The sequence below is a fragment of the Streptomyces sp. NPDC029044 genome, from assembly GCF_040637495.1.
Taxonomy (GTDB): Bacteria; Actinomycetota; Actinomycetes; order Streptomycetales; family Streptomycetaceae; genus Streptomyces.
The window spans coordinates 1-18,334 of the sequence record NZ_JBEZWN010000103.1 but is presented as its reverse complement, the minus strand read 5'-3'; the positions used below and the strand labels follow the sequence as shown (position 1 = coordinate 18,334).

Here is an 18,334-nt window from a genome sequence, read left to right as displayed (position 1 = left end):
GTGTCGGAGCGGCCGTCCGCGTGCGTGGCCTCACCGGTGTGGACCCGGCGCTGGTCGGGGCCGAACACCCGGAAGGAGTCGTCGAGCAGGCCATGTCCGGAGGCGATGAGCAGGTGCTCGATCGTGCCTGTGGCGTGGGGGACGCCAGCCAGCTCCGTCTCGGGCGGGATGCGCAGCCGCCAGATCTCCAGGCTGTTACCGCTGCTGATGCGGCGCAGCAGTTCCCGGGCGACCTCGCCGGGTTCGGCGGGCGTGCCCGGCCGGTAGACCGGCCCGGTGTCGGCGTCGCGCGCCAGCAGGTCCGCGATCGGGATGCGCAGCGCGACGGCGATCGCGTCCAGGGTGTCGATCGTCGGATTGCCGTTGCCTGCCTCCAACTGCGACAGCGTGGCCTTGCTCAGCCCGGCGCGCCGGGCCATCTCCGCGGCGCTCATGCCGCGCTGCTGGCGGCGCAGACGGATCTTCGCGCCGACCGCGGCCGCGGTACTGCTCACCGGCTGCCGGCCGGACCCAGACGGCGCGGCCATCAGTGGCTCCGGTGGGTGGCGGAGTAGGACACCTTGATACGGCCCTTCTTCACCTTCAGCGTCGGCAGAACCACCTCGGCCAGATCGCCGAGGCTGCGCACATGGGTGCCGCCGCACGGCGCGCAGTGCAGGGCGTCCAGGTGCACCACCCGCCGCCCCTCGCCCTCATAGCGCGCCAGGACCGGCAGATCGTCGGCGATCGCGGCGGCCACCGCATCCCGCAGCGCGGTGGTGGCCGCCTCCCGCCCCTCCGCGTCGGCCAGCCGGGCGTCTTCCTGCGGCGCCTGGAACTCGATGCGGGCCTGACCAGGGAAGTGGTTATTGCTGAGCATCTCCCACCCCTGAAGTCGTCCGACCGCCTCGACCAGGTGCCCGGCCGTGTGCAGCGCGGCGTGCGTCATCCGGGCCTGTACATCGATCCGGGCCCGCACCTCCTGCCCCACCGCGAGGTCCGGCAGCTTGCCGCCCTCGGGCGCCACCGCCACGACCAGCCCTGACTCCCGGTCCCGGACCGGGACGACCTCCACATCGTCCAGCCACCCCCGGTCGGCGGGCTGACCGCCGCCCTGCGGATGGAACAGGCAGCGCTCGACGGCAGCCCACGGCGCACCGTCCCGCTCACCCACGGCGATCACCCGCGTGTCGGCCTGATCCAGATACGTGTCATCCAGGTACGTAGCGACCTGGACAGCTTCCCGAAGCGTCTCGCTTGAGTGAACCATATGTTCACTATAACGAACGTGCAGAGCTGGTGAACATAACGTTCAGTAAAACGAACGACCACTCGGCATCACCCAGCGTCCTTGGCCCCCCGGGGGCCAGGCACCTCACCCACGGTCAACGATCCCACCGGAATCCGCTACGGAGAGCTACTTGTCACCTCGCCGTAGCTTCGGGGGGACAGCCGCCTCGCCCGCCCACACTGCCAGGCAGAGCAGTCGCTGCTACTTCATTGCTGTCGCTAAACGATCGTTTGGCGACAGGTGCGCGGCGCATCCAGTGAACCCGTGCAATCCGGGGGCTCACGGCGCCGCGAATCCCATCAGATCCGATGGTGATCGCTGACAGGGTTTGACGACAGACAGGGTCCGACCCTCCGCACGGAAGGGGCCCCGGGTGGGCCCGGGGACACCCACATCTCCGAGATGTTCCGCCTCGTCCGCGGCACCGGACACATCCTCGACGTGCTCGACGTCCTGTACCGCGACCAGGTCGCGCTGCACATCCACGACGGCGCGTTCTCCACGATGGACCTCGCCGCTGCCGGCGAACTCCAGCGCGAGCTCACCTACGACGGACTGCGCGCCGCCGAGGCCAAGGGCAACAAGGGCGGCCGCCGTCCCGCCGTGGCGACCGACAAGACCGACGCCGTACGCGCCGCCTACCTGGAGGGCCGCTCAATCGCCGCCCTCGCCCGGGAGCACAGCGTCAGCCGCGGCGCGATCCGCACCGCTGTCGCCGACCTCATGCCCGACCACACCGCGGCCCACCCCGAGGGCATCCCAACTCCGCAGCGCCCGGTCACGCTCGACATGCCGGGCAAGGTCGCCGATTTCCTCCGCACCACCGACCTGGAGCCCGCCGAGCGGGCCGCCGCGCTCGACCAGGGCCTCACCGTACGGCGTGACCAGGGCTGCACCCTGCGCATCACCGCCAGCCCCGCCATTCACCGTCAGCTCCTCGACCGCTGCCAGCCCCTCGACGGCACCCCGGACACCCCAGCGATCCCGGCACAACACAAGTCCCGCCGCGAGTACGGGAGCCGCGTCAGCGCCCTCACGCCCTGACCATGATCGTTCTCACCGATAACCGCTGTACCGATGTGCCCCGAGGCCGGATCCGGTCGGGGGCGCCGGGCGCGTCGGGTGGAAGAATCTGGGGGCTGTCCGGCGCTCCCCGCGGCCTGTCCCGGATATAGGTGGGAGGGACCCGATCCGCGCTTGATCTCAGAGCCTCATACTGGGGCATTCTGTGCGCCGGTGCCTGACGCAGGAGTAGGGGGCCAAGTTCCGGCCGGTAGGTGCCGGCATGGTCGTCCTGGGCCTGCCGTATCGCTTCCGGCACAACGGCTGCGGTGCGCACCGTCGGTCGGTGGATACAGCTCCTCCAAAGCCTTGGCTATCGAGTGGAGGAAACATCGCGTCGAGAAACGTGGGGTTTGACAGGTCGAATCCCCGGCCGGCGGCCAAGTGGTGTTCCAGCGTGATGCGGACGTCGTCGACTGACTCGTTCGGCGCGGATGCCTCGAAGTAGGCACACGCAGTCAGCAGGGCTTGACCCAAGTCATCGTCGAGCCGGGGCAGGCCGGCACGCAGCGCTCGGGCGGCGTAGCGGTGTTCGTGCGCCAGCAGGCCGCCCATGCCGAGATCCTCACCCAGCGGGCGCGTGGTATCCGGAGGCCGCCCGCTCGAACCTGCGCTTCCGCGACGGGCGAGTCGGCGCCCTCGAAGTTCGCCTCGGCCGGACAGGACCACCTGGCTGGTCCTGTCCGGCCGCGGCCCGTGGATGTCAGTGCTGCGGTCCATACTCGTGCCGCGGCGCCACCCCGGCACCGCAGTACGAGGGGAGCGACATGGCTGAGGTGCTGGTCTTCCATCATGGACACGGGCTGACCTCTGGCATTCGCAGTTTCGCCGAGCAGTTGCGACGGGCCGGACACACCGTCCACGCTCCAGATCTGTACGAAGGGCAGGTATTCGACAGCCTCGAGGAGGGCGCCGCTTATGCCGAGAGCGTCGGGTTCGACACGATCATCGCGCGCGGAGCCGCCGCCGCCGAGAGGCTGCCTGCGGAGCTCATCTATGTTGGCTTCTCGCTCGGCGTCCTGCCGGCGCAGAAGCTGGCCCAGACTCGCCCCGGAGCGAAGGGGGCCTCGTTGCTTGAGGCGTGCGTCCCAGTCTCGGAGTTCGGCGCCACCTGGCCTCAAGGCGTCCCTGTTCAGATTCACGGCATGGACGCAGATCCGTTCTTCTCCGGGGACGGTGATGCGGACGCCGCCCGCGCGGTCGTCGAGACGGTGACGGATGCCGAGCTGTTCCTCTACCCCGGCGACAGACACCTGTTCACCGACAGCAGTCTGCCCTCCTACGACGAACAGGCGGCGATGCAGGTCAACCATCGGGTGCTCGACTTCTTCGACCGCATCGAGTAGGGCATCAACGACCTGATCCTGTCGGCAGGGCGGCCGTTCGCATGGGTCGATGACGAAGCACGGACACAGGTCGTGCCTCGGTCGCGACGCCCACAAAAGCCAGGTTTGGTCTGAATAGATGGCGACTATGGAGTTCTCAGCTCGTGGCTGCGACAGCCGCCCGGGGCGGATGACCGTCAGCAGTGCATGGTGGCGGCTCGACGCCCGGAGGGCAGCCCGGAGGGCGGCGGGCCATCCATCGGGAACCTGGAGTAGTCAGCTGGCCTTGGCCGACTCCTCGGCTCGGGCTCGAGTGGAGGCGAGGCGGTAGGAGTCGGTGCCGGTCTCCGCACCCCGGATGGCCTACTTGGCGGTCCAGCAGCCCAAGCTGTTCCGGTTCCCCTCCGCCGCCCGGCGCGGCGCGTCCGGCGATCCCAGCAGACCGTACGGCAGATACCCGGACCGGACACCGAGTTCCCACCCATGGACCTGGACGGCGAGGCAGGCCAGGGCGAGGGTACCGAGAGGGAGGAGGGACCGGGGCGCGGGATCACCGGCATCGGCCTCGACGCTCTCCCGGTACGCGACCAGCCGGGCGACGAGGGCGTCCTCGAAGGCGTGCTGGTCGTCGTCGAGGAGTACGCGGAGCAGCCGCTGGTCCGCGCTCAGCGCGTCGCCGACCTCGTCGAGCCGCCGGGCGGCCTCCGCGCGCTCCCCGGCGTCCGGCTTGCGCAGCGGAACCGTAGGCCAGTCGCGGGGCAGATGCCCGGCCGCCTCGGTGAGATAGGGGCACAGGGCGTCCATGGCGGCGAGGTCGGCGGGGTCGGAGACGGAGGGGTACCGGTTGTAGGGCACGCCGTCACGGATGGCGGGCGCGTAGTCGCCCGCATCAGCAGCCCGGTGACCCGCTCCCAGTCCCACACATGCCCGCTGACGACACACATCTCGAACATGTCGAGCCAGGTCCGCGCGGTGGGCGCCTCCTGGACGACGTCCCGGAAGGTGATGGGCCCGTCCCCGAACTCGTCGTCGTCCGGGTCCGTGCTGATCCGCTCCCCGACGAGGGGGAACCGGAGTTCCTGGTCCCCGTCCGGGAAGCACATGATGCTCAGCACTCCGTGCACACACACTCCGCGGCGGTGACGGCGACGGTGCCGGCCGCAGCGTCGAGCCCCGGCTCGGTCACCGTTCGCGCGGCGACATGGTCGAGCAGTTCGTCCGCCATGGCCCGGATCAGCGTCGGCGAGATGCTGCCGTACCGCAGCGAGTGCCACCGCGCGTAGGCCCGCCCGTCGATGTCGTCGAGCGCCTCAGCCAACCGCTGCTCGCCGACCTGATGGCATGTCACATTTCGCACGTACCCCGCCCCTTCATGAACTCCACGACTGGACGAAGCACGCTATCAACGGGCACTGACATTGATGTTGATACTCGGGTCCCGGTGGTCGTGCCCCGGGCAGTGACTGACGTCCTGCTGGGCTGTCCTGGTGTTCTGTCCGGTCGCCGGGACCTGTTCAGCGCCAGATGTACGGCCGGGCCGGCTTCGGCCTCTTGCGGAAACGAGTCCTGCTGGCGTCCTGACGGGCCCGTCACGAGCTCTGCTGGAGTCGCTCCGCAGCCTGAGCACGGGTGTCATAGTAGCCAGGCCGGGCCAGCAGGACCGAGGTGAAGTAGTAGCAGCCCTGCTCTTCCTCGGGCTCATCGTCGGCTGCGAACGGACGCCAGAAGCTCAGCAGCAAGTCCGGGGCAATGAATGAAGCATCGTCGTCAGGAGTTTCCTCAATCGAGGTGAACTCGCCCATGCGCTGGACAACGTCGCGGGCCGGAAGCGCGAACACGTCCACACCCTGAAACAACACACGGTCCGTCTGGGCCGACGGCCTTCCCAACTCGATGGCTTCAAGCATGTCTCGCATGCAGTGGATGCTGATCATCAGTCCACTGGAACGGAAGACGTGCTGCCCCGGCCGATCAGACTCCGAGACCGCAGAGAGATCGCGGAGCGAGTCCAGCGCCGTGTTAGCCGCGTGCCGAGTCATACCGATCCGCAACGGGCCAACGCCGGTCGGTGGGGCGAGGTCGAAGTCCATGCGGGCATGATCCCAAACAGGTCTGTCAACGAGTCACGAAGGGCCATTCAGTCCCGGCGGTTACAGAGCGTGAGAGCTCCACAGAAGTTGGACCAGAATCCAAACTCGTTGACAAACGGTGTCGCACGTCAGTTACGAAGCCAGGCCGGCGACGGCGTGGTAGACCTCGATGTCGGTGGTCGTGGTGGGGCATGCAGCGGATACGGACCTGGATCCCTGCCTGACCAGTCATCCACGGCCCCACGTAGTCGCCTTTCCTGAAGCGGATGCCGCGGGTGGTCAGCGTGCGGGGCCCGGCGTCCTCCAGGGGGAACATCCACAGATCCGCGGCCGGCACATCCCGCAGCGAGGTGGGATCGTCCAGCCGCCCCTAAGCGGAGTCTTGCCCCGCAACGGCGCCGGGCGGTGCTCGGTGTTCCACCAGAGCGTCCAAGCCAGCAGCCGGACGGTGAAGTCCTCGAAGCCGAGCAGCACTTCATCCTTCGGGCGGGAGGCCCGTTTGCCGGGGTGCGACTGGCGGGCAGAGCCGGACAGCGAGGCCAGGAACATACTCTCCACCGCCCGATTGACACCCTCCACGGTGCCCATGAGGTGGGGCGTAAGGCGGGCAGGTCCTGAACCGTCACGTCGAGGAGATCGAACACTGCGGTCACCGTCCGGGACAAAAAGTCCTTGCCACGGTCCACCCCGTACCTTTTCGGGCAGGCCGCCGAAGGGACCATAGGGATCCTCGCGCAGGACCGCAGAGCGCAGCACGGCCAGCACCCACTTCCGCGACGGATGCCCCGGCGTGACCGCGACGCCGGTGATCACGTTAGTCACGCAGTCGGTGAACCACGTGATCCACGGCCTGCGGGCCCCTCCAGCGCCGGCCCCGGAAGGCGCTGTGCCACGTCCAGTACCAGCACGCGGGGCCGCCGGAGCGCGTTCACCAGCATCAGATCGGCCTCCCCCGCCCCGCGCGGCAGACGCCTGCCCAGCTCAAGAGCGTCCCCGAGCACCCGCCACAGTTCGGGAACCCTCGGTGCACACCGACATGAACGCGATGGACCCGGCCACTGCCCTGCGAAGCAACCCCCTCATGCGTTCAACGCCTCGCCAACCCCTACCAGCTGACGAGCTCCTCGACGGCGACAATGCGCGGCTGCGCACGTGAGTTGCTCCTTTTGTCCGTTGCATCTGCTCACAGGTCCGGAGGACTTCAGTCATGGCATAGCGGGTCGGGCCACTCCCTGAGAAGGCATTCGGCCCCGCCGTGCGCAGGCCGGCCGGTTGGACTCAGCGGTCCATGCCGACGCGTGCGGCAAGGTAGGGAGTGCTCCGACCGTCGGCCTGGTGTCGGACGAGCGGTCCATGAATCGGCCCCGTGCCGTCGGACAGGGGCCGGCCGGTGGCCTGGTTGGCGTAGGAGATGATCTCCGCAGCAATGGAGACGGCAGTCTCCTCGGGTGTGCGGGCACCCAGGTCGAGCCCGATCGGTGAGCGCAGCCGGGCCAGCCGGGCCTCGGACACACCGGACTCCCGGAGGCGGTTCAGGCGCTCGTCATGGGTGCGCCGGGATCCCATCGCGCCGACGTAGCCGACGGGCAGGTCGAGTGCGAGGCGTAGCAGGGGGATGTCGAACTTGGCGTCGTGGGTGAGGACGCAGATCACGGTGCGGGCGTCGGTCTCGGTGCGTGCCAGGTACCGGTGGGGCCAGTCGACCACGATGTCGTCCGCCTCCGGGAACCGGGACGCGGTGGCGAACACCGGGCGTGCGTCGCACACGGTGACCCGGTAGCCCAGGAAGTGTCCGACCCGGCTGAGGGCGGCGGCGAAGTCGACGGCGCCGAAGATCAGCATGCGGGGCCGGGAGGCGTGGACATGGACGAGGACGGACAACTTCTCGGGGCAGGTGTCCGTGTCGCCGCCGATCTCGACGCGGGCGGTACGTCCCGCTCGCAGCAGGGCGCTGGCCTGTGCCGTGACCATTCGGTCCACTTCGCCGTCGTCCAGGGTTCCGTGGATCGCGTCGACATCACCGAGGACGTACATGGTGCGGCCGAGGAGTTCTTCGGAACCGTCGACGACGTGTGCCACGGCCGTCGGCCGACCCGACATGACCTCGTCCAAAGCTGCGGCCAAGTGGGGCTCCGCGGCGGGGTCGATGCGCTGGACGAGGACGTCGAGTTCGCCGCCGCACGTGAGTCCGACGGCGAAGGCGTCGTCGTCGGAGTGGCCGAACCAGGCCCGCTGGGGTGCGCCGCCGTCCGTGAGTACCTGTTGGCACAGTTCGTAGACGGCGCCCTCGACGCAGCCGCCGGACATGCTGCCGACCGCGTTGCCGTCCACGTCCACCGCGGCCGAGGTACCGACGGGCAGGGGGGCGCTGCCGTGGACATCGATGACGGTGGCCAGGGCGAAGGGGCGTGTTCCGCGGCACCAGCGGTCGAGTGTGTCCGCGATGTTCAACATGTGCCTGTCTCCGTGGGTGTGGGGTAGGGCCGCCGCCGCGCTCCACGGGGGTGCAAACGCGACGCCGGCCCAGGAAGGTCCGGCAGCCGGACGGGGACCGACTGCCGGACGGTCAGGAGGTATGCCGGGCAGTGGGCTTCTCCTCCGTGGCCCGGGGCACGGAGGCACCGGGGCACCGGGCCACCGGGCCACCGGGCCACCGGGCCACCGGGCCACCGGGCCACCGGGGTCAGATCAACGCCTCAGCGGTGATGGGCAGTTCGCGGATGCGGCGTCCGGTGGCGTTGTAGACCGCGTTGGCTATGGCCGCCGCCACGCCGACCTGGACGATCTCTCCGATCCCCTTGACGCCGAGCGGGTTGGCCTGCGGATCCTCGCTCTGAAGGTAGATGGCCTTGAGGGCGGGGATGTCCGCGTTGACGGGGACGAGGTAGTCGGCGAGGTTGGCGTTGACGATCCGGCCGTCGCGGTGGTCGGTGACCGTGTGCTCAAGGAGGGCCTGGCCGATGCCACCGACCATGCCGCCCAGCGCCTGGCTGTCCGCGAGCTTGGGGCTGACGATGCGGCCCACGTCGTACACGCCGAGCATCCGACGCACCCTCACCAGGCCGAGCGTGGCGTCCACCCCGACCTCGGTGAAGACCGCGCCGTAGGAGAAGTACGCGTGGCGCGCGGGCTCCGGCGCCCCGGCGTAGGCACCTTCGGCCTCGATGTGCGTGAGCTTGTTCCGGCTCAGCAGCCGCTGGTAGGTCTCGCCGCGGGCCGGGTTGCCCTGCACGTGCAGCCGGCCGCCGCGCACGACGACGTCCTCGGCCCGCACGCCGTGCAGCGGCGACTCCTCGTCCTCGACGGCCAGCTTGATGGCCTGGCCGCGGACCGTGTTGCAGGCGTCGAGGACGGCGGAGCCGACGACCGTCATGGTCATCGAGCCGCCGTGCGGCGGGGTCGGCGGGTAGAGGGAGTCGCCGAGCCGGAAGGTCACCGCGCGCATGGTCAGCCCGAGCGCGTCGGCGCCGACCTGGGTCTGGGAGGTGTAGGTCCCCGGACCCATGTCGATGGTGGCGGCCTCGGCCACCGCGGTGCCGTCGGCGTCCAGGCGGACCCGGGCCTGCGCGGGGAAGCGGCCGGGGTCGTACACGGCCGCGGCCATGCCGAGCCCGACCAGCCAGTCGCCGTCACGCGTCGAGCGGGGCTTGGGGTTGCGCCGGTCCCAGCCGAACTCCCGGGCGCCGACGGTGTAGCACTCGCGCAGCTTGCGGGTGGACCAGGGCAGGCCGTTCGACTCGTCCTCGGCCGGCTCGTTGCGCAGCCGCAGCTCGATCGGGTCGACACCGAGCCGGTTCGCGAGCTCGTCCATGGCCGACTCGATGGCGAAGGAGGCGTTCGCGAAGCCGGGGCCCCGCATGTACAGCGGGGTGTTCACGTCCAGCGGCACCTTGCGGTAAGCCTGGCTGACGTTGGGGGTGCTGTAGAACATCTGGCCGGCGCGCATGATGGCCTCGTCGAATTTCTCGTACGACGAGGTCTCCGCGTCCATCTCGTGCACCATGGCCGCGAGTCGGCCCCGCCGGTCGCTGCCGAGGCGCAGGCGGTAGTCGTAGGAGGGCCGGAAGCCGGTGCCGAAGTACATCTGCCTGCGGCTCAGGACGACCTTGACGGGGCGTTTCATCTCTCGGGCGGCGAGGGCGGCGACCACGGTGTGCGGCCAGCAGCGCAGCCCGCTGCCGAAACCGCCGCCGACGAACGGCGAGATGACGCGCACGGACTTCATGGGCAGGTCGAAGACCGTGGAGAGTTCGGTCTGGGTGCCCACCACCCACTGGGTCTTGTCCCACACGGTCAGCTTGTCGCCGTTCCAGCGGGCGATGGTGGCGTGCGGCTCCATCGGGTTCTGGTGGTTGCGTGCCATGCGGTAGTGCAGGTCCATCCGCACCGCGGCGTCGCGGAGCCCGGCCGCGGCGTCACCGCGTGCGTATTCGGTCGGCTCGTCCGGCTTCGCCTCCGCCATCTCGGTCGACGGCTTCCTCGCGTCGTAGCGCACCTCGACCAGGCTCGCGCCGTGTTGCGCGGCCTCCAGGGTGGTGGCGATGACGACGGCGACCGGCTGGCCGTGGAAGAGGACCTTGTCGTCCTGGAAGACCCGCAGGCGGCGGCCCTCGGGGTTGTTGGATCCGGGGTTGTCGAGGTACGGCAGCTTGGGCGCGTTGCGGTGGTGGATCACCCGCAGCACGCCGGGGTGGGCCAGAGCGGCGTCCGTGTCGATGGACGTGATGCGGCCGACGCCGACAGCGCTGTCGACGATGACGGCGTGCAGGACGCCGTCGACCTCGTGTTCGGCGGCGTACAGAGCCTGGCCGGTGACCTTGAGACGCCCGTCCACCCGGGACAGCGGGGCACCGACGGCGGCCCGGGGCTGGGGGCTCACTTCGTACCTCCCACGATGCGCAGCTGACGCTCGACCGTCCGCTTGAGCAATTCAATCTTGAACCGGTTGTACTGAAGCGGGCGTGCTCCGTCGGCTGCCTGCTCCGCGGCGGCCGCCCACAGGGCTGGCGAGGGGCGTTCGCCGACCAGGTGTCGCTCCACGGCGGGCAGCTTCCAGGGGACCGTGCCCACTCCCCCGGCGGCGACCCGCGCTTCGCGGATCACCCCGCCGCGTACATGCAGCGCGATGGCCGCCGACGTCAGGGCGAACTCGTAGGACTGCCGGTCGCGCACCTTCAGATAGCCCGACTTCAGCGGACGCGGGTGGGCCGGTATCTCGACCGACGTAATCAACTCGCCTTTGCGGACGGCCTGTTCATGGTGAGGCGCTCTGCCGGGGCGCAGCAGAAAGCCTGCGAAGGGGATCCGGCGCTCCCCGTCCGGGCCCAGCAGGTTCACGGTCGCCTCCAGGGCCGCGAACGCTACGGCCACGTCGGAGGGGTGGGTGGCCACGCAGGCGTCGGAGGTGCCGAGGATCGCGTGGGAGCGGTTGTGGCCGTGCACTGCGGCACAACCCGAGCCGGGCTCACGCTTGTTGCAGTCGGCCGTCACATCACGGAAGTAGGTGCAGCGGGTGCGCTGCATGATGTTGCCGCCGATGGTCGCCATGTTCCGCAGTTGGGCCGAGGCACTCAGTTCCAGCGATTCGGAGATCACGGGGTACAGGGTGCGCACCTTGCGGTCGGCGGCGGCCTCGGACATGGTCACCAGCGCGCCGATCCGCAATCCCCCGCGCTCGGTGACGGTGATCTCGTCCAGCGGCAGACCGGAGATGTCCACCAGCGTCTCGGGGCGCTCGACGGTCTCGCGCATCAGGTCGACCAGGGTGGTGCCGCCGGCGATGTAACGACCGCCGCGACGACCGGCGTCGAGGGCCGCATGGGTGTCGGAGGCTTTGGTGAAGGCGAAGGGATACATCAGGCCCTCACTTCCGGCCGGCGGTCTGCCCGACCGCGCGCGCGATTTTGACGTAACAGCCGCAGCGGCAGATGTTGCCGCTCATCCACTCCCGGATCTCCTCCGGCGAGCCGGTGTGCCCCTCCTCGATGCAGCCCACACCCGACAGGATCTGACCCGGCGTGCAGTACCCGCACTGGAAGGCGTCCTCGTCGATGAACGCCTGCTGCAGCGGGTGCAGTTCGTCGCCGTCGGCCAGGCCCTCGATCGTGGTGACCTCGGCGCCCTCCAGGCGCACCGCGAGGGTCAGGCAGGCGTTGACCCGCCGCCCGTCGACCAGCACCGTGCACGCACCGCAGGCCCCCGCGTTGCAGCCCTTCTTGGAACCGGTCAGACCCAGGTGCTCGCGCAGCAGGTCCAGCAGCGAGGTGCGGTTGTCGACCGTCACCGTGCGCCGGGTGCCGTTCACGGTCAGGGACACGCGGCTGGCCGGCGGCGCGGCAGCTGCCGCTTCCTGCGAACCGACGAGGAGGGACCCGCCGACCACTCCGCCCGCGACGGCAACGCCACCGACCGCGGTGGTAGTGGCGATGAAGGTCCGCCGCGTGGGCCTCGAGGGGGACGGTCCCGGTCCGGCGGGCGGTGGAACAGCAGACACAGATTCACTGGGCATGGGTACGCCTTTTCTTCAAAGGGCGGATTCAGCCGCAACTGCGGCAGGGCAGAGTGACGTTCTGGACAGGTGCTCGGGCTGTCTGTTGTCCAGGGGACAGGGCGGTGCCACCTGGTGGTGCCGCTCGTACTCCGTGGTCGAGGACCGTGCCGGCCATGGCCGGCTGGCTTACCGCTCGGAGGTGTGATCGCGTCCCCTGAACCGCGGGGCTGTGAGTTCCCGACCCGGTAGGCGCGGACGAGGCGGTGGTTTGCCAGGGGGTGGAGGGCCTGCTCAGCCAATGGGGCGGGCGTACTGCCTGGGCGTGTGCCGGTGAGCGGCCTTTAGTGGACGGTGAAGCCGCCATCGACGGGGAGAGCGGTTCCGATGACGAAGCTGGCGCCGGGGCTGCACAGCCACAGCACGGCTGCCGCGACCTCGTCCGCTGTGCCCAGCCGGCCGATGGGCTGTTCCTTGATGATCCCGGCCATGGCCTCGGCCTGGCCTTCGAGCATGTCGGCGACCATCGGGGTGTTGATGACACCGGGGCACACGGCGTTGATACGGATACCCCGGGGCGCGTACTCGACCGCAGCGCTGCGGGTCAGGCCGATGACGCCGTGCTTGGAGGCGTGGTAGGCCGCGCGCTCGGGAAGTCCGACGAGCCCGCCCAGGGAGGAGCAGTTGACGACGGCGCCGCTGCCCTGCTCGCGCATCTGCCGCAGTTCGTGCTTCATCGCCGCCCATACGCCGCGCAGGTTGACGGCGTTGACCCGGTCGAAGTCGTCGGCCGTCTCGTCGGCCGCGTCGGTCGGCGGCACCTGGATGCCGGCGTTGTTGAACGCCATGTCCAGGCGACCGTACTCCGAGACCGCGGCCCGCACCGCCGCCTCCACCTGCTGTTCGTCGGTGACGTCGCAGACGACACCGATCGCCCGCCCGCCGCTGCCGGTCATCTCCTCGGCCGCCTTGTGGACGGCATCGGGGTCACGGTCGGCCAGCACCACGGCCGCGCCGGAGTCGGCGAAGGCGCGGGCGGCGGCCAGTCCCATGCCGGAGGCGGCGCCGGTGACGAAGGCGACCTGCCCGGAGAAGTCGTAGGTGGGGGTCATGGGGGAGGTTCTCCTGTCGAATCGAACATTCCCGCAACTTGCCCGGGATTCTCAAGGCCCCGGGCGAGGGCGAGTCGGTGAGTGAGGTGTCAGGGCTTCAGCGGTCGGCAGAGACCGCATCCGGACGGGGCGCGTGGTGTCCGCCCGCGTCAGGGCGGAGCGTTTTCAGGCGGGCCGGCCCGGGGTGATCTCGACGGTCGCGGCCTGGGGGCCGGCGGCGACCATGGGGGGCAGGTACGGGCTGCCGGAGTACTTGTCGCGGTAGGCCGCGTCGATCCGTTCCCTGAGGGAGGGGTCTGCGGCGGCGAACGTGACATCGAAAGTGGAGCCGGCGGCGGTGATGCGGCCCGCGCGCTGGTCCATCGCGGACTTGTACCAGCGGGAGTTCGTGCCGTTGTAGGCGCGGACGAACAGGCGTCCGTCCACCACGACGGACCAGATCCAGGTCAGGGTGCCGTGGGTGGCCCCGTCTGCCCGCAAGGGGGCGATGTGGAGGTCATCGGTGGCCGCGATACGGGTGATGTCGTCAGAGGGCCAGGCGGTCATCTGTTCAGGTGTCCTTTCGTCAGACAGGCTTTCACGCACGGGAGATGCGAGGATGATGCGTCCGAGCGTCCCGCCGGCATCGAGCAGGCGATGTGCCTCGGGCGCCTGGACCGCGCAGGGGTCAGGGCTTCAGCAAGGATTTGATGGCTCGGCGCTCGTTCATTGCTTTGTAGCCCTCGGCGGCCTCATCGAGCGGGAGGGTGAGGTCGAAGACCTTGCCCGGGTCGATCTCGCGGTCCCAGATGAGCTGGATCAGCTCGGGCAGGAAGCGGCGCACGGGAGCGGGGCCGCCGTGCAGGTGTACTCCGGAGAAGAACAGTTCCTCGCCCGGCAGCTCCACCCCGTGGGCCACGCCCACGTATCCGACGTGTCCGCCGGGGCGGGTGGAGCGGATGGCCTGCATCATCGATTCCTGGGTGCCGACGGCTTCGATCACGCTGTGGGCGCCGTATCCACCGGTGAGTTCCTTGATCCTGGCCACGCCCTCGTCGCCGCGCTCTTCGACGATGTCGGTGGCGCCGAACTCGCGGGCGAGCTTCTGCCGCGAGGCGTGCCGCGACATGGCGATGATCCGCTCCGCGCCCAGGTGCTTCGCGGCCAGAACGGCGAGCAGGCCCACGGCTCCGTCGCCGACCACGGCCACGGTCCTGCCCGGCCCGGCCTCGGCGGCCACGGCGCCGAACCAGCCCGTCCCCAGCACGTCGGAGGCGGCCAGCAGCGAGGGGATCAGGTCGGCGTCCGGCATTCCGGGGGTGGCGACGAGGGTGCCGTCGGCCAGCGGCACCCGCAGGTATTCCGCCTGCGCCCCGCCGGCGCCGACGAACTCGACATGCGCACACCGTGACTGGTAGCCGGCCTCGCAGATCTCACAGGTGTTGTCCGAGGCCATGAACGAACCGACGACGAAGTCACCGACTCCGATGTTCTTCACCTCGTCGCCGATCTCGGTGACCACGCCGACGTACTCGTGCCCGATCGGGGTCGGCTGTGCCACTTCGTTGATCCCGCGGTAGTCCCACAGATCGGAACCGCACACGCAGGCGGCCGACACCCGGATGATCGCATCCGTCGGCGTGACGATCGTGGGGTTCTCGCGCTCTTCGACCCGGATGTCGCCCGGCGCATGAATGACAGCTCCACGCATGTGCAGATTCCTTTTCACACAGATTTCTGGGGTGCGCTTCCACCGTCCCTCGCCTCACGGACGCCTGCCAGGCACTCTCAGGGACCCCCTTATGGGAAGCAGACGTCCTAGCGTGGGAGCCATGGAGTTTCAGCAGGAGATCCGGGGGTTCCTCATGAGCCGTCGGGCGAGGATCACGCCCGAGCAGGCCGGGCTGCCCTACGTCGGGGGCAACCGCCGCGTCAAAGGACTGCGGCGGGAGGAGGTCGCGATGCTCGCCGGCCTCAGCGTCGAGTACTACACCCGCATGGAGCGCGGCCAGCTCGGTGGCGCGTCGGAGAGTGTCCTCGATGCGATCGCCCGGACGCTGCAACTCGACGACGACGAGCGCGCCCACCTCTACGACCTGGCCCGCAACGTCGCGCCCGGTGCGCCCCGCAGACGCCCCAGGCCCACCTCGCCCATCACCGCGTCGGTGCAGCAGGTCCTCGACTCCATGAGCGTTCCCGCCGTGGTGCAGAACGGCCGCCTCGACCTTCTCGCGGCCAACGACCTGGGCCGCGCCCTGTACGCCGACCTGTTCCCCGCGGGCAAGCAGCCGCCGAACTTCGCCCGGTACGTGTTCCTCGACCCGCGTGCCGCGGCCTTCTACGACGACATCGACCAGGCGAAGAACCTGCTGGTCGCGGTCCTGCGCGCGACAGCCGGGCGCGACCCGCTGGACAAGCAGGTGAGCGAACTCATCGGCGAGCTCTCCGTCCGCAGCACCGATTTCAGCACCCTCTGGGCCAAGCACAACGTGCGCCGCCACTCACGCGGACGCAAGGTCGTCCACCACCGGGCCGTGGGCACGATGGAACTCGTCTACGACGACTTCGCACTGCCCGGCGACCCGCACGTCACCATCACCACCTGGACCGCGGCCCCCGGTACGCCCAGCGCCGACGGTCTCACCCTGCTGGCGGCCTGGGCCGAGACGCAGAAGCAGCTACAGACGGCCAACGATGAAGTGCGCCCCAATCGCCCTCGGCACGCTTAGAGGTCACTTTTTCCGGTTGTTTCATCCCGGTATGCGGATTTCATTAGGTGATGTCGGGTCGCGCCGGGAGACGGTCGTCTCGCCGGTGAGGCGGCGGGCCATCAGGTCGGTCATGGCCAGGTGGATCATGGCTTCGGAGCGGTGCGGGTGGGTTTCATAGTCACGGACCAGCGCCGGTGCAGCATGAGCCAGCCGTAGGTCCGTTCCACGGCCCAGCGTTTCGGGATCGGGGTGAATCCCCTGGTCCCGGGGGGGCGTTGGACGATTTCGAGGTCGATGCCGAGGGCGGCGGCGTGCTCGACGAAGTGTCTGCGGAGCCGCCGTCGACCCAGACCTTGCGGAGAGTGGGGTGGTCGGTGGCGGCCTGCTCCAAGCAGGGTGCGGCCGGCGGTGGAGTCCTGGACGCCGGCCCCGGTGACCAGCACTGCCAGCAGCAGGCCGACCGCTCAAGCATGCGAATCTGAACTGCCTGGGCCGCTACAGCTGCCGCGCCACCGTTTCCGGCCACTTCCTGGCCGAAGAAGTGCCGCGGCCGCTGACGAAGGCACTGCTGGACTTCCTGCTCTGACCCGCGCGGGGCAGCAGCCGCCCCGGTAGCACCACCGCGGGTGGCGACCTCGGCCGCAGGGGCCGACGGTCACCATCCGCTGCCGCCGTCCTCCACCTCAGGAGAGACAGGCGGTCGTATCTCTGCTTCGTTCCTTCCGGCCTGAAGGCCCCACGCGATGACCCACCCGGCCACAGACCGGCCCTCCCCCACCCGGCCACCCACCAGAGCGGTCGTACCGGTCCTGGCCTTCGCGAGGGCCGTGCTCTCGGTGATGCAGACCATGCTGGTCCCGGTCATCAAGGCCTGCCCCAACCGCTGGAAGCCGCCCCCGGCGACGCCACCTGGGTCCTGACCGCGACCCTCCTGTCCGGCGCCGCAGCCACACCGGTCATGGGCCGTCTCGGCGACCTGTACGGCAAGCGCCGCGTGCTCGTCCTCAGCCTCGCGGTGATGGTCGTCGGCGCGCTGATCAGCGCTGTCACCAGCGCCTGCTCACCATGATCGCCGGCCGCACGCTCCAGGGCTTCGCGATGGGCGCCCTGCCGCTGGGCATCGGCCTGATGCGCGACACGCTGCCCCGCGAGAGGCTCGGGTCGGCCATCGCCGTGATGAGCTCCTCGCCCGGCGTGGGCGGCGGCCTCGTCCTGCCCGCCGCGGCCCTGGTCGCCCAGCACGCCGACCGGCACGCCCTCTTCCACAGCGCCGCCGTCCTCGGCATCCTCTCCGCCCTCCTCGTCCTCGCCGCCGTACCGGAATCCCCGAACTGCGGTTGCCCACCTCGACCGGCCACGGCCTCGGGCAGTCGATGCTCGCCGCGGGCCTGCTCGTGGCCCCGTTCGGGCTGACGACGGTGCTCATGGCGCCGCTCCAAGTCCGCAGAGCAGGCGAGAAGGTCGCGGTCCGGCCCGGCGCTGACCGGCTGCACGCCGGCCTGGACCAGGTCATCACGGCCATGGACCACGACCCCGTGCTGCGGGCGCAGATCGCCGATGAACGAGCCGAAGCCGCCCTGCTCGTCACGCAGTTCCCCCACATGCACCTGGGCTCCATGAACCACTGGCATGTTCGACGCCCGCGGGCCGAGTGCCAGACACAGCTGCCCGCCGATCAGCGGGGTACGGCCCCGCTGATCGGCGCCTGCCAGGCCGACCGCTGCCGCGACTCCGTGATCACGCGCCGTCATGCACCGATCTGGATCGCTGAGGAAGGTGACCTGACGGCCAGGGTCCAGAACTCTTCTCTGTCACCACCGGTCCGCGAGGCCGTCATGATCCGTCTCGCCGGCGTCCAGCGCATGACCCACGCACTTCAGCACGCAGGAGTCACCCCCTGATGCCGGTCTCCGCCACGAGTGCCGCCAAGCTCCGGGAGGCGATGTCGCGGCTCCTGGCCGGCGAACCCCTGCACACCGACGGTGCCCTGACCAAGGAGAACCTCGCCCGGGAGGCTCAGGTCTGCCACGCGACCGTTCACCGCGCTGAGGACATCCTCGCCGAGTGGGACGCAAAGGTCGCCCGGCCCGTCCTGCGTACGCCCGGCGGCCCTCGCGGCGGAGCCCACTCCGAACAGCAGACGGCGTCAAGGCCCAGCAGGGAGTTCCACATCAACGTCCCTGTCCCCGCGCGAGGGCATGCGGGCAGTGTCCGGCCCCGGGGCCCCCCGGGTGTGTGGGGGGGCGCCGGAGGCAGGGTGGCTGAAGTAGCAGCGAGGGGTGGGGGGGGGGGGGCGGA

14 protein-coding genes and 3 pseudogenes are annotated in these 18,334 nt (G+C 69.9%); 4 read left to right on the top strand and 13 right to left on the bottom strand.

Annotation, left to right across the window (positions count from 1 at the left end):
- The coding region (locus AB0E85_RS38145) for a helix-turn-helix transcriptional regulator (RefSeq protein ID WP_361937294.1) at positions 1 to 527 on the bottom strand (527 nt) is incomplete at its 3' end.
- A complete protein-coding gene (locus AB0E85_RS38140; protein ID WP_361937292.1) occupies positions 527 to 1,249 on the bottom strand; it encodes a metal-dependent hydrolase in 723 nt (240 codons plus the stop codon). The genes AB0E85_RS38145 and AB0E85_RS38140, both read right to left, overlap by 1 nt.
- Positions 1,250 to 1,672: 423 nt before the next feature.
- On the opposite strand from AB0E85_RS38140, the gene AB0E85_RS38135 reads away from it, so the two are divergent.
- Positions 1,673 to 2,314 carry a hypothetical protein gene (locus tag AB0E85_RS38135; RefSeq protein ID WP_361937290.1) on the top strand — a complete coding sequence of 214 codons (642 nt, stop codon included), beginning with the start codon at positions 1,673 to 1,675 and terminating at the stop codon, positions 2,312 to 2,314.
- Positions 2,315 to 3,099: 785 nt separating this feature from the next.
- Positions 3,100 to 3,678, top strand: a complete 579-nt coding sequence (locus AB0E85_RS38130; RefSeq protein ID WP_361937288.1) for a dienelactone hydrolase family protein — start codon at positions 3,100 to 3,102, stop codon at positions 3,676 to 3,678.
- 342 nt (positions 3,679 to 4,020) lie between these two features.
- Here the strand turns inward: AB0E85_RS38130 and AB0E85_RS38125 are convergent.
- The 10 genes and pseudogenes from AB0E85_RS38125 to AB0E85_RS38080 all read right to left on the bottom strand — a co-directional run bounded on the left by AB0E85_RS38125 (position 4,021) and on the right by AB0E85_RS38080 (position 15,036).
- A pseudogene (locus AB0E85_RS38125) lies at positions 4,021 to 5,014 on the bottom strand (immunity 49 family protein).
- 232 nt (positions 5,015 to 5,246) lie between these two features.
- Entirely contained in the window at positions 5,247 to 5,747 is a 501-nt protein-coding gene (locus AB0E85_RS38120) for a hypothetical protein (RefSeq protein ID WP_361937286.1), read from the bottom strand.
- Positions 5,748 to 5,772: 25 nt separating this feature from the next.
- Positions 5,773 to 6,063 (bottom strand): Mu transposase C-terminal domain-containing protein, encoded by a 291-nt coding sequence (locus AB0E85_RS38115; protein ID WP_361937284.1) that lies wholly within the window; start codon positions 6,061 to 6,063, stop codon positions 5,773 to 5,775.
- Positions 6,064 to 7,025: 962 nt separating this feature from the next.
- Positions 7,026 to 8,201, bottom strand: coding sequence for an XdhC/CoxI family protein (locus tag AB0E85_RS38110; protein ID WP_361937282.1), 1,176 nt, complete (start codon positions 8,199 to 8,201; stop codon positions 7,026 to 7,028).
- A 229-nt stretch (positions 8,202 to 8,430) separates the two neighbouring features.
- Positions 8,431 to 10,626 (bottom strand): xanthine dehydrogenase family protein molybdopterin-binding subunit, encoded by a 2,196-nt coding sequence (locus AB0E85_RS38105; RefSeq protein ID WP_361937280.1) that lies wholly within the window; start codon positions 10,624 to 10,626, stop codon positions 8,431 to 8,433.
- Positions 10,623 to 11,603, bottom strand: coding sequence for a xanthine dehydrogenase family protein subunit M (locus tag AB0E85_RS38100; RefSeq protein ID WP_361937278.1), 981 nt, complete (start codon positions 11,601 to 11,603; stop codon positions 10,623 to 10,625). Before AB0E85_RS38100 ends, AB0E85_RS38105 begins: the two co-directional genes overlap by 4 nt.
- A 7-nt stretch (positions 11,604 to 11,610) precedes the next feature.
- Positions 11,611 to 12,255: a (2Fe-2S)-binding protein gene (locus AB0E85_RS38095; protein ID WP_361937276.1), complete on the bottom strand. Its 645-nt coding sequence runs from the start codon at positions 12,253 to 12,255 to the stop codon at positions 11,611 to 11,613.
- Between the two features lie 323 nt (positions 12,256 to 12,578).
- Positions 12,579 to 13,346: a glucose 1-dehydrogenase gene (locus tag AB0E85_RS38090; protein WP_361937274.1), complete on the bottom strand. Its 768-nt coding sequence runs from the start codon at positions 13,344 to 13,346 to the stop codon at positions 12,579 to 12,581.
- Between the two features lie 165 nt (positions 13,347 to 13,511).
- Entirely contained in the window at positions 13,512 to 13,892 is a 381-nt protein-coding gene (locus AB0E85_RS38085) for a DUF2255 family protein (protein ID WP_361937272.1), read from the bottom strand.
- 121 nt (positions 13,893 to 14,013) lie between these two features.
- Positions 14,014 to 15,036, bottom strand: a complete 1,023-nt coding sequence (locus AB0E85_RS38080) for a zinc-dependent alcohol dehydrogenase family protein (RefSeq protein WP_361937270.1) — start codon at positions 15,034 to 15,036, stop codon at positions 14,014 to 14,016.
- Positions 15,037 to 15,157: 121 nt separating this feature from the next.
- On the opposite strand from AB0E85_RS38080, the gene AB0E85_RS38075 reads away from it, so the two are divergent.
- Positions 15,158 to 16,054 carry a helix-turn-helix transcriptional regulator gene (locus AB0E85_RS38075; RefSeq protein WP_361937268.1) on the top strand — a complete coding sequence of 299 codons (897 nt, stop codon included), beginning with the start codon at positions 15,158 to 15,160 and terminating at the stop codon, positions 16,052 to 16,054.
- 21 nt (positions 16,055 to 16,075) lie between these two features.
- Here the strand turns inward: AB0E85_RS38075 and AB0E85_RS38070 are convergent.
- Positions 16,076 to 16,497: pseudogene (locus tag AB0E85_RS38070) on the bottom strand (transposase); the annotation flags it as partial.
- Between the two features lie 282 nt (positions 16,498 to 16,779).
- On the opposite strand from AB0E85_RS38070, the pseudogene AB0E85_RS38065 reads away from it, so the two are divergent.
- A pseudogene (locus AB0E85_RS38065) lies at positions 16,780 to 17,472 on the top strand (MFS transporter); the annotation flags it as partial.
- Positions 17,473 to 18,334 lie beyond the last annotated feature (862 nt).

Bases quoted from the DNA above. Each gene is read 5' to 3' on its own strand.
- AB0E85_RS38140 (WP_361937292.1), bottom strand. From the start codon at position 1,249: ATGGTTCACTCAAGCGAGACGCTTCGGGAAGCTGTCCAGGTCGCTACG.
- AB0E85_RS38135 (WP_361937290.1), top strand. From the start codon at position 1,673: ATGTTCCGCCTCGTCCGCGGCACCGGACACATCCTCGACGTGCTCGAC.
- AB0E85_RS38130 (WP_361937288.1), top strand. From the start codon at position 3,100: ATGGCTGAGGTGCTGGTCTTCCATCATGGACACGGGCTGACCTCTGGC.
- AB0E85_RS38120 (WP_361937286.1), bottom strand. From the start codon at position 5,747: ATGGACTTCGACCTCGCCCCACCGACCGGCGTTGGCCCGTTGCGGATC.
- AB0E85_RS38115 (WP_361937284.1), bottom strand. From the start codon at position 6,063: ATGTTCCCCCTGGAGGACGCCGGGCCCCGCACGCTGACCACCCGCGGC.
- AB0E85_RS38110 (WP_361937282.1), bottom strand. From the start codon at position 8,201: ATGTTGAACATCGCGGACACACTCGACCGCTGGTGCCGCGGAACACGC.
- AB0E85_RS38100 (WP_361937278.1), bottom strand. From the start codon at position 11,603: ATGTATCCCTTCGCCTTCACCAAAGCCTCCGACACCCATGCGGCCCTC.
- AB0E85_RS38095 (WP_361937276.1), bottom strand. From the start codon at position 12,255: ATGCCCAGTGAATCTGTGTCTGCTGTTCCACCGCCCGCCGGACCGGGA.
- AB0E85_RS38090 (WP_361937274.1), bottom strand. From the start codon at position 13,346: ATGACCCCCACCTACGACTTCTCCGGGCAGGTCGCCTTCGTCACCGGC.
- AB0E85_RS38085 (WP_361937272.1), bottom strand. From the start codon at position 13,892: ATGACCGCCTGGCCCTCTGACGACATCACCCGTATCGCGGCCACCGAT.
- AB0E85_RS38080 (WP_361937270.1), bottom strand. From the start codon at position 15,036: ATGCGTGGAGCTGTCATTCATGCGCCGGGCGACATCCGGGTCGAAGAG.
- AB0E85_RS38075 (WP_361937268.1), top strand. From the start codon at position 15,158: ATGGAGTTTCAGCAGGAGATCCGGGGGTTCCTCATGAGCCGTCGGGCG.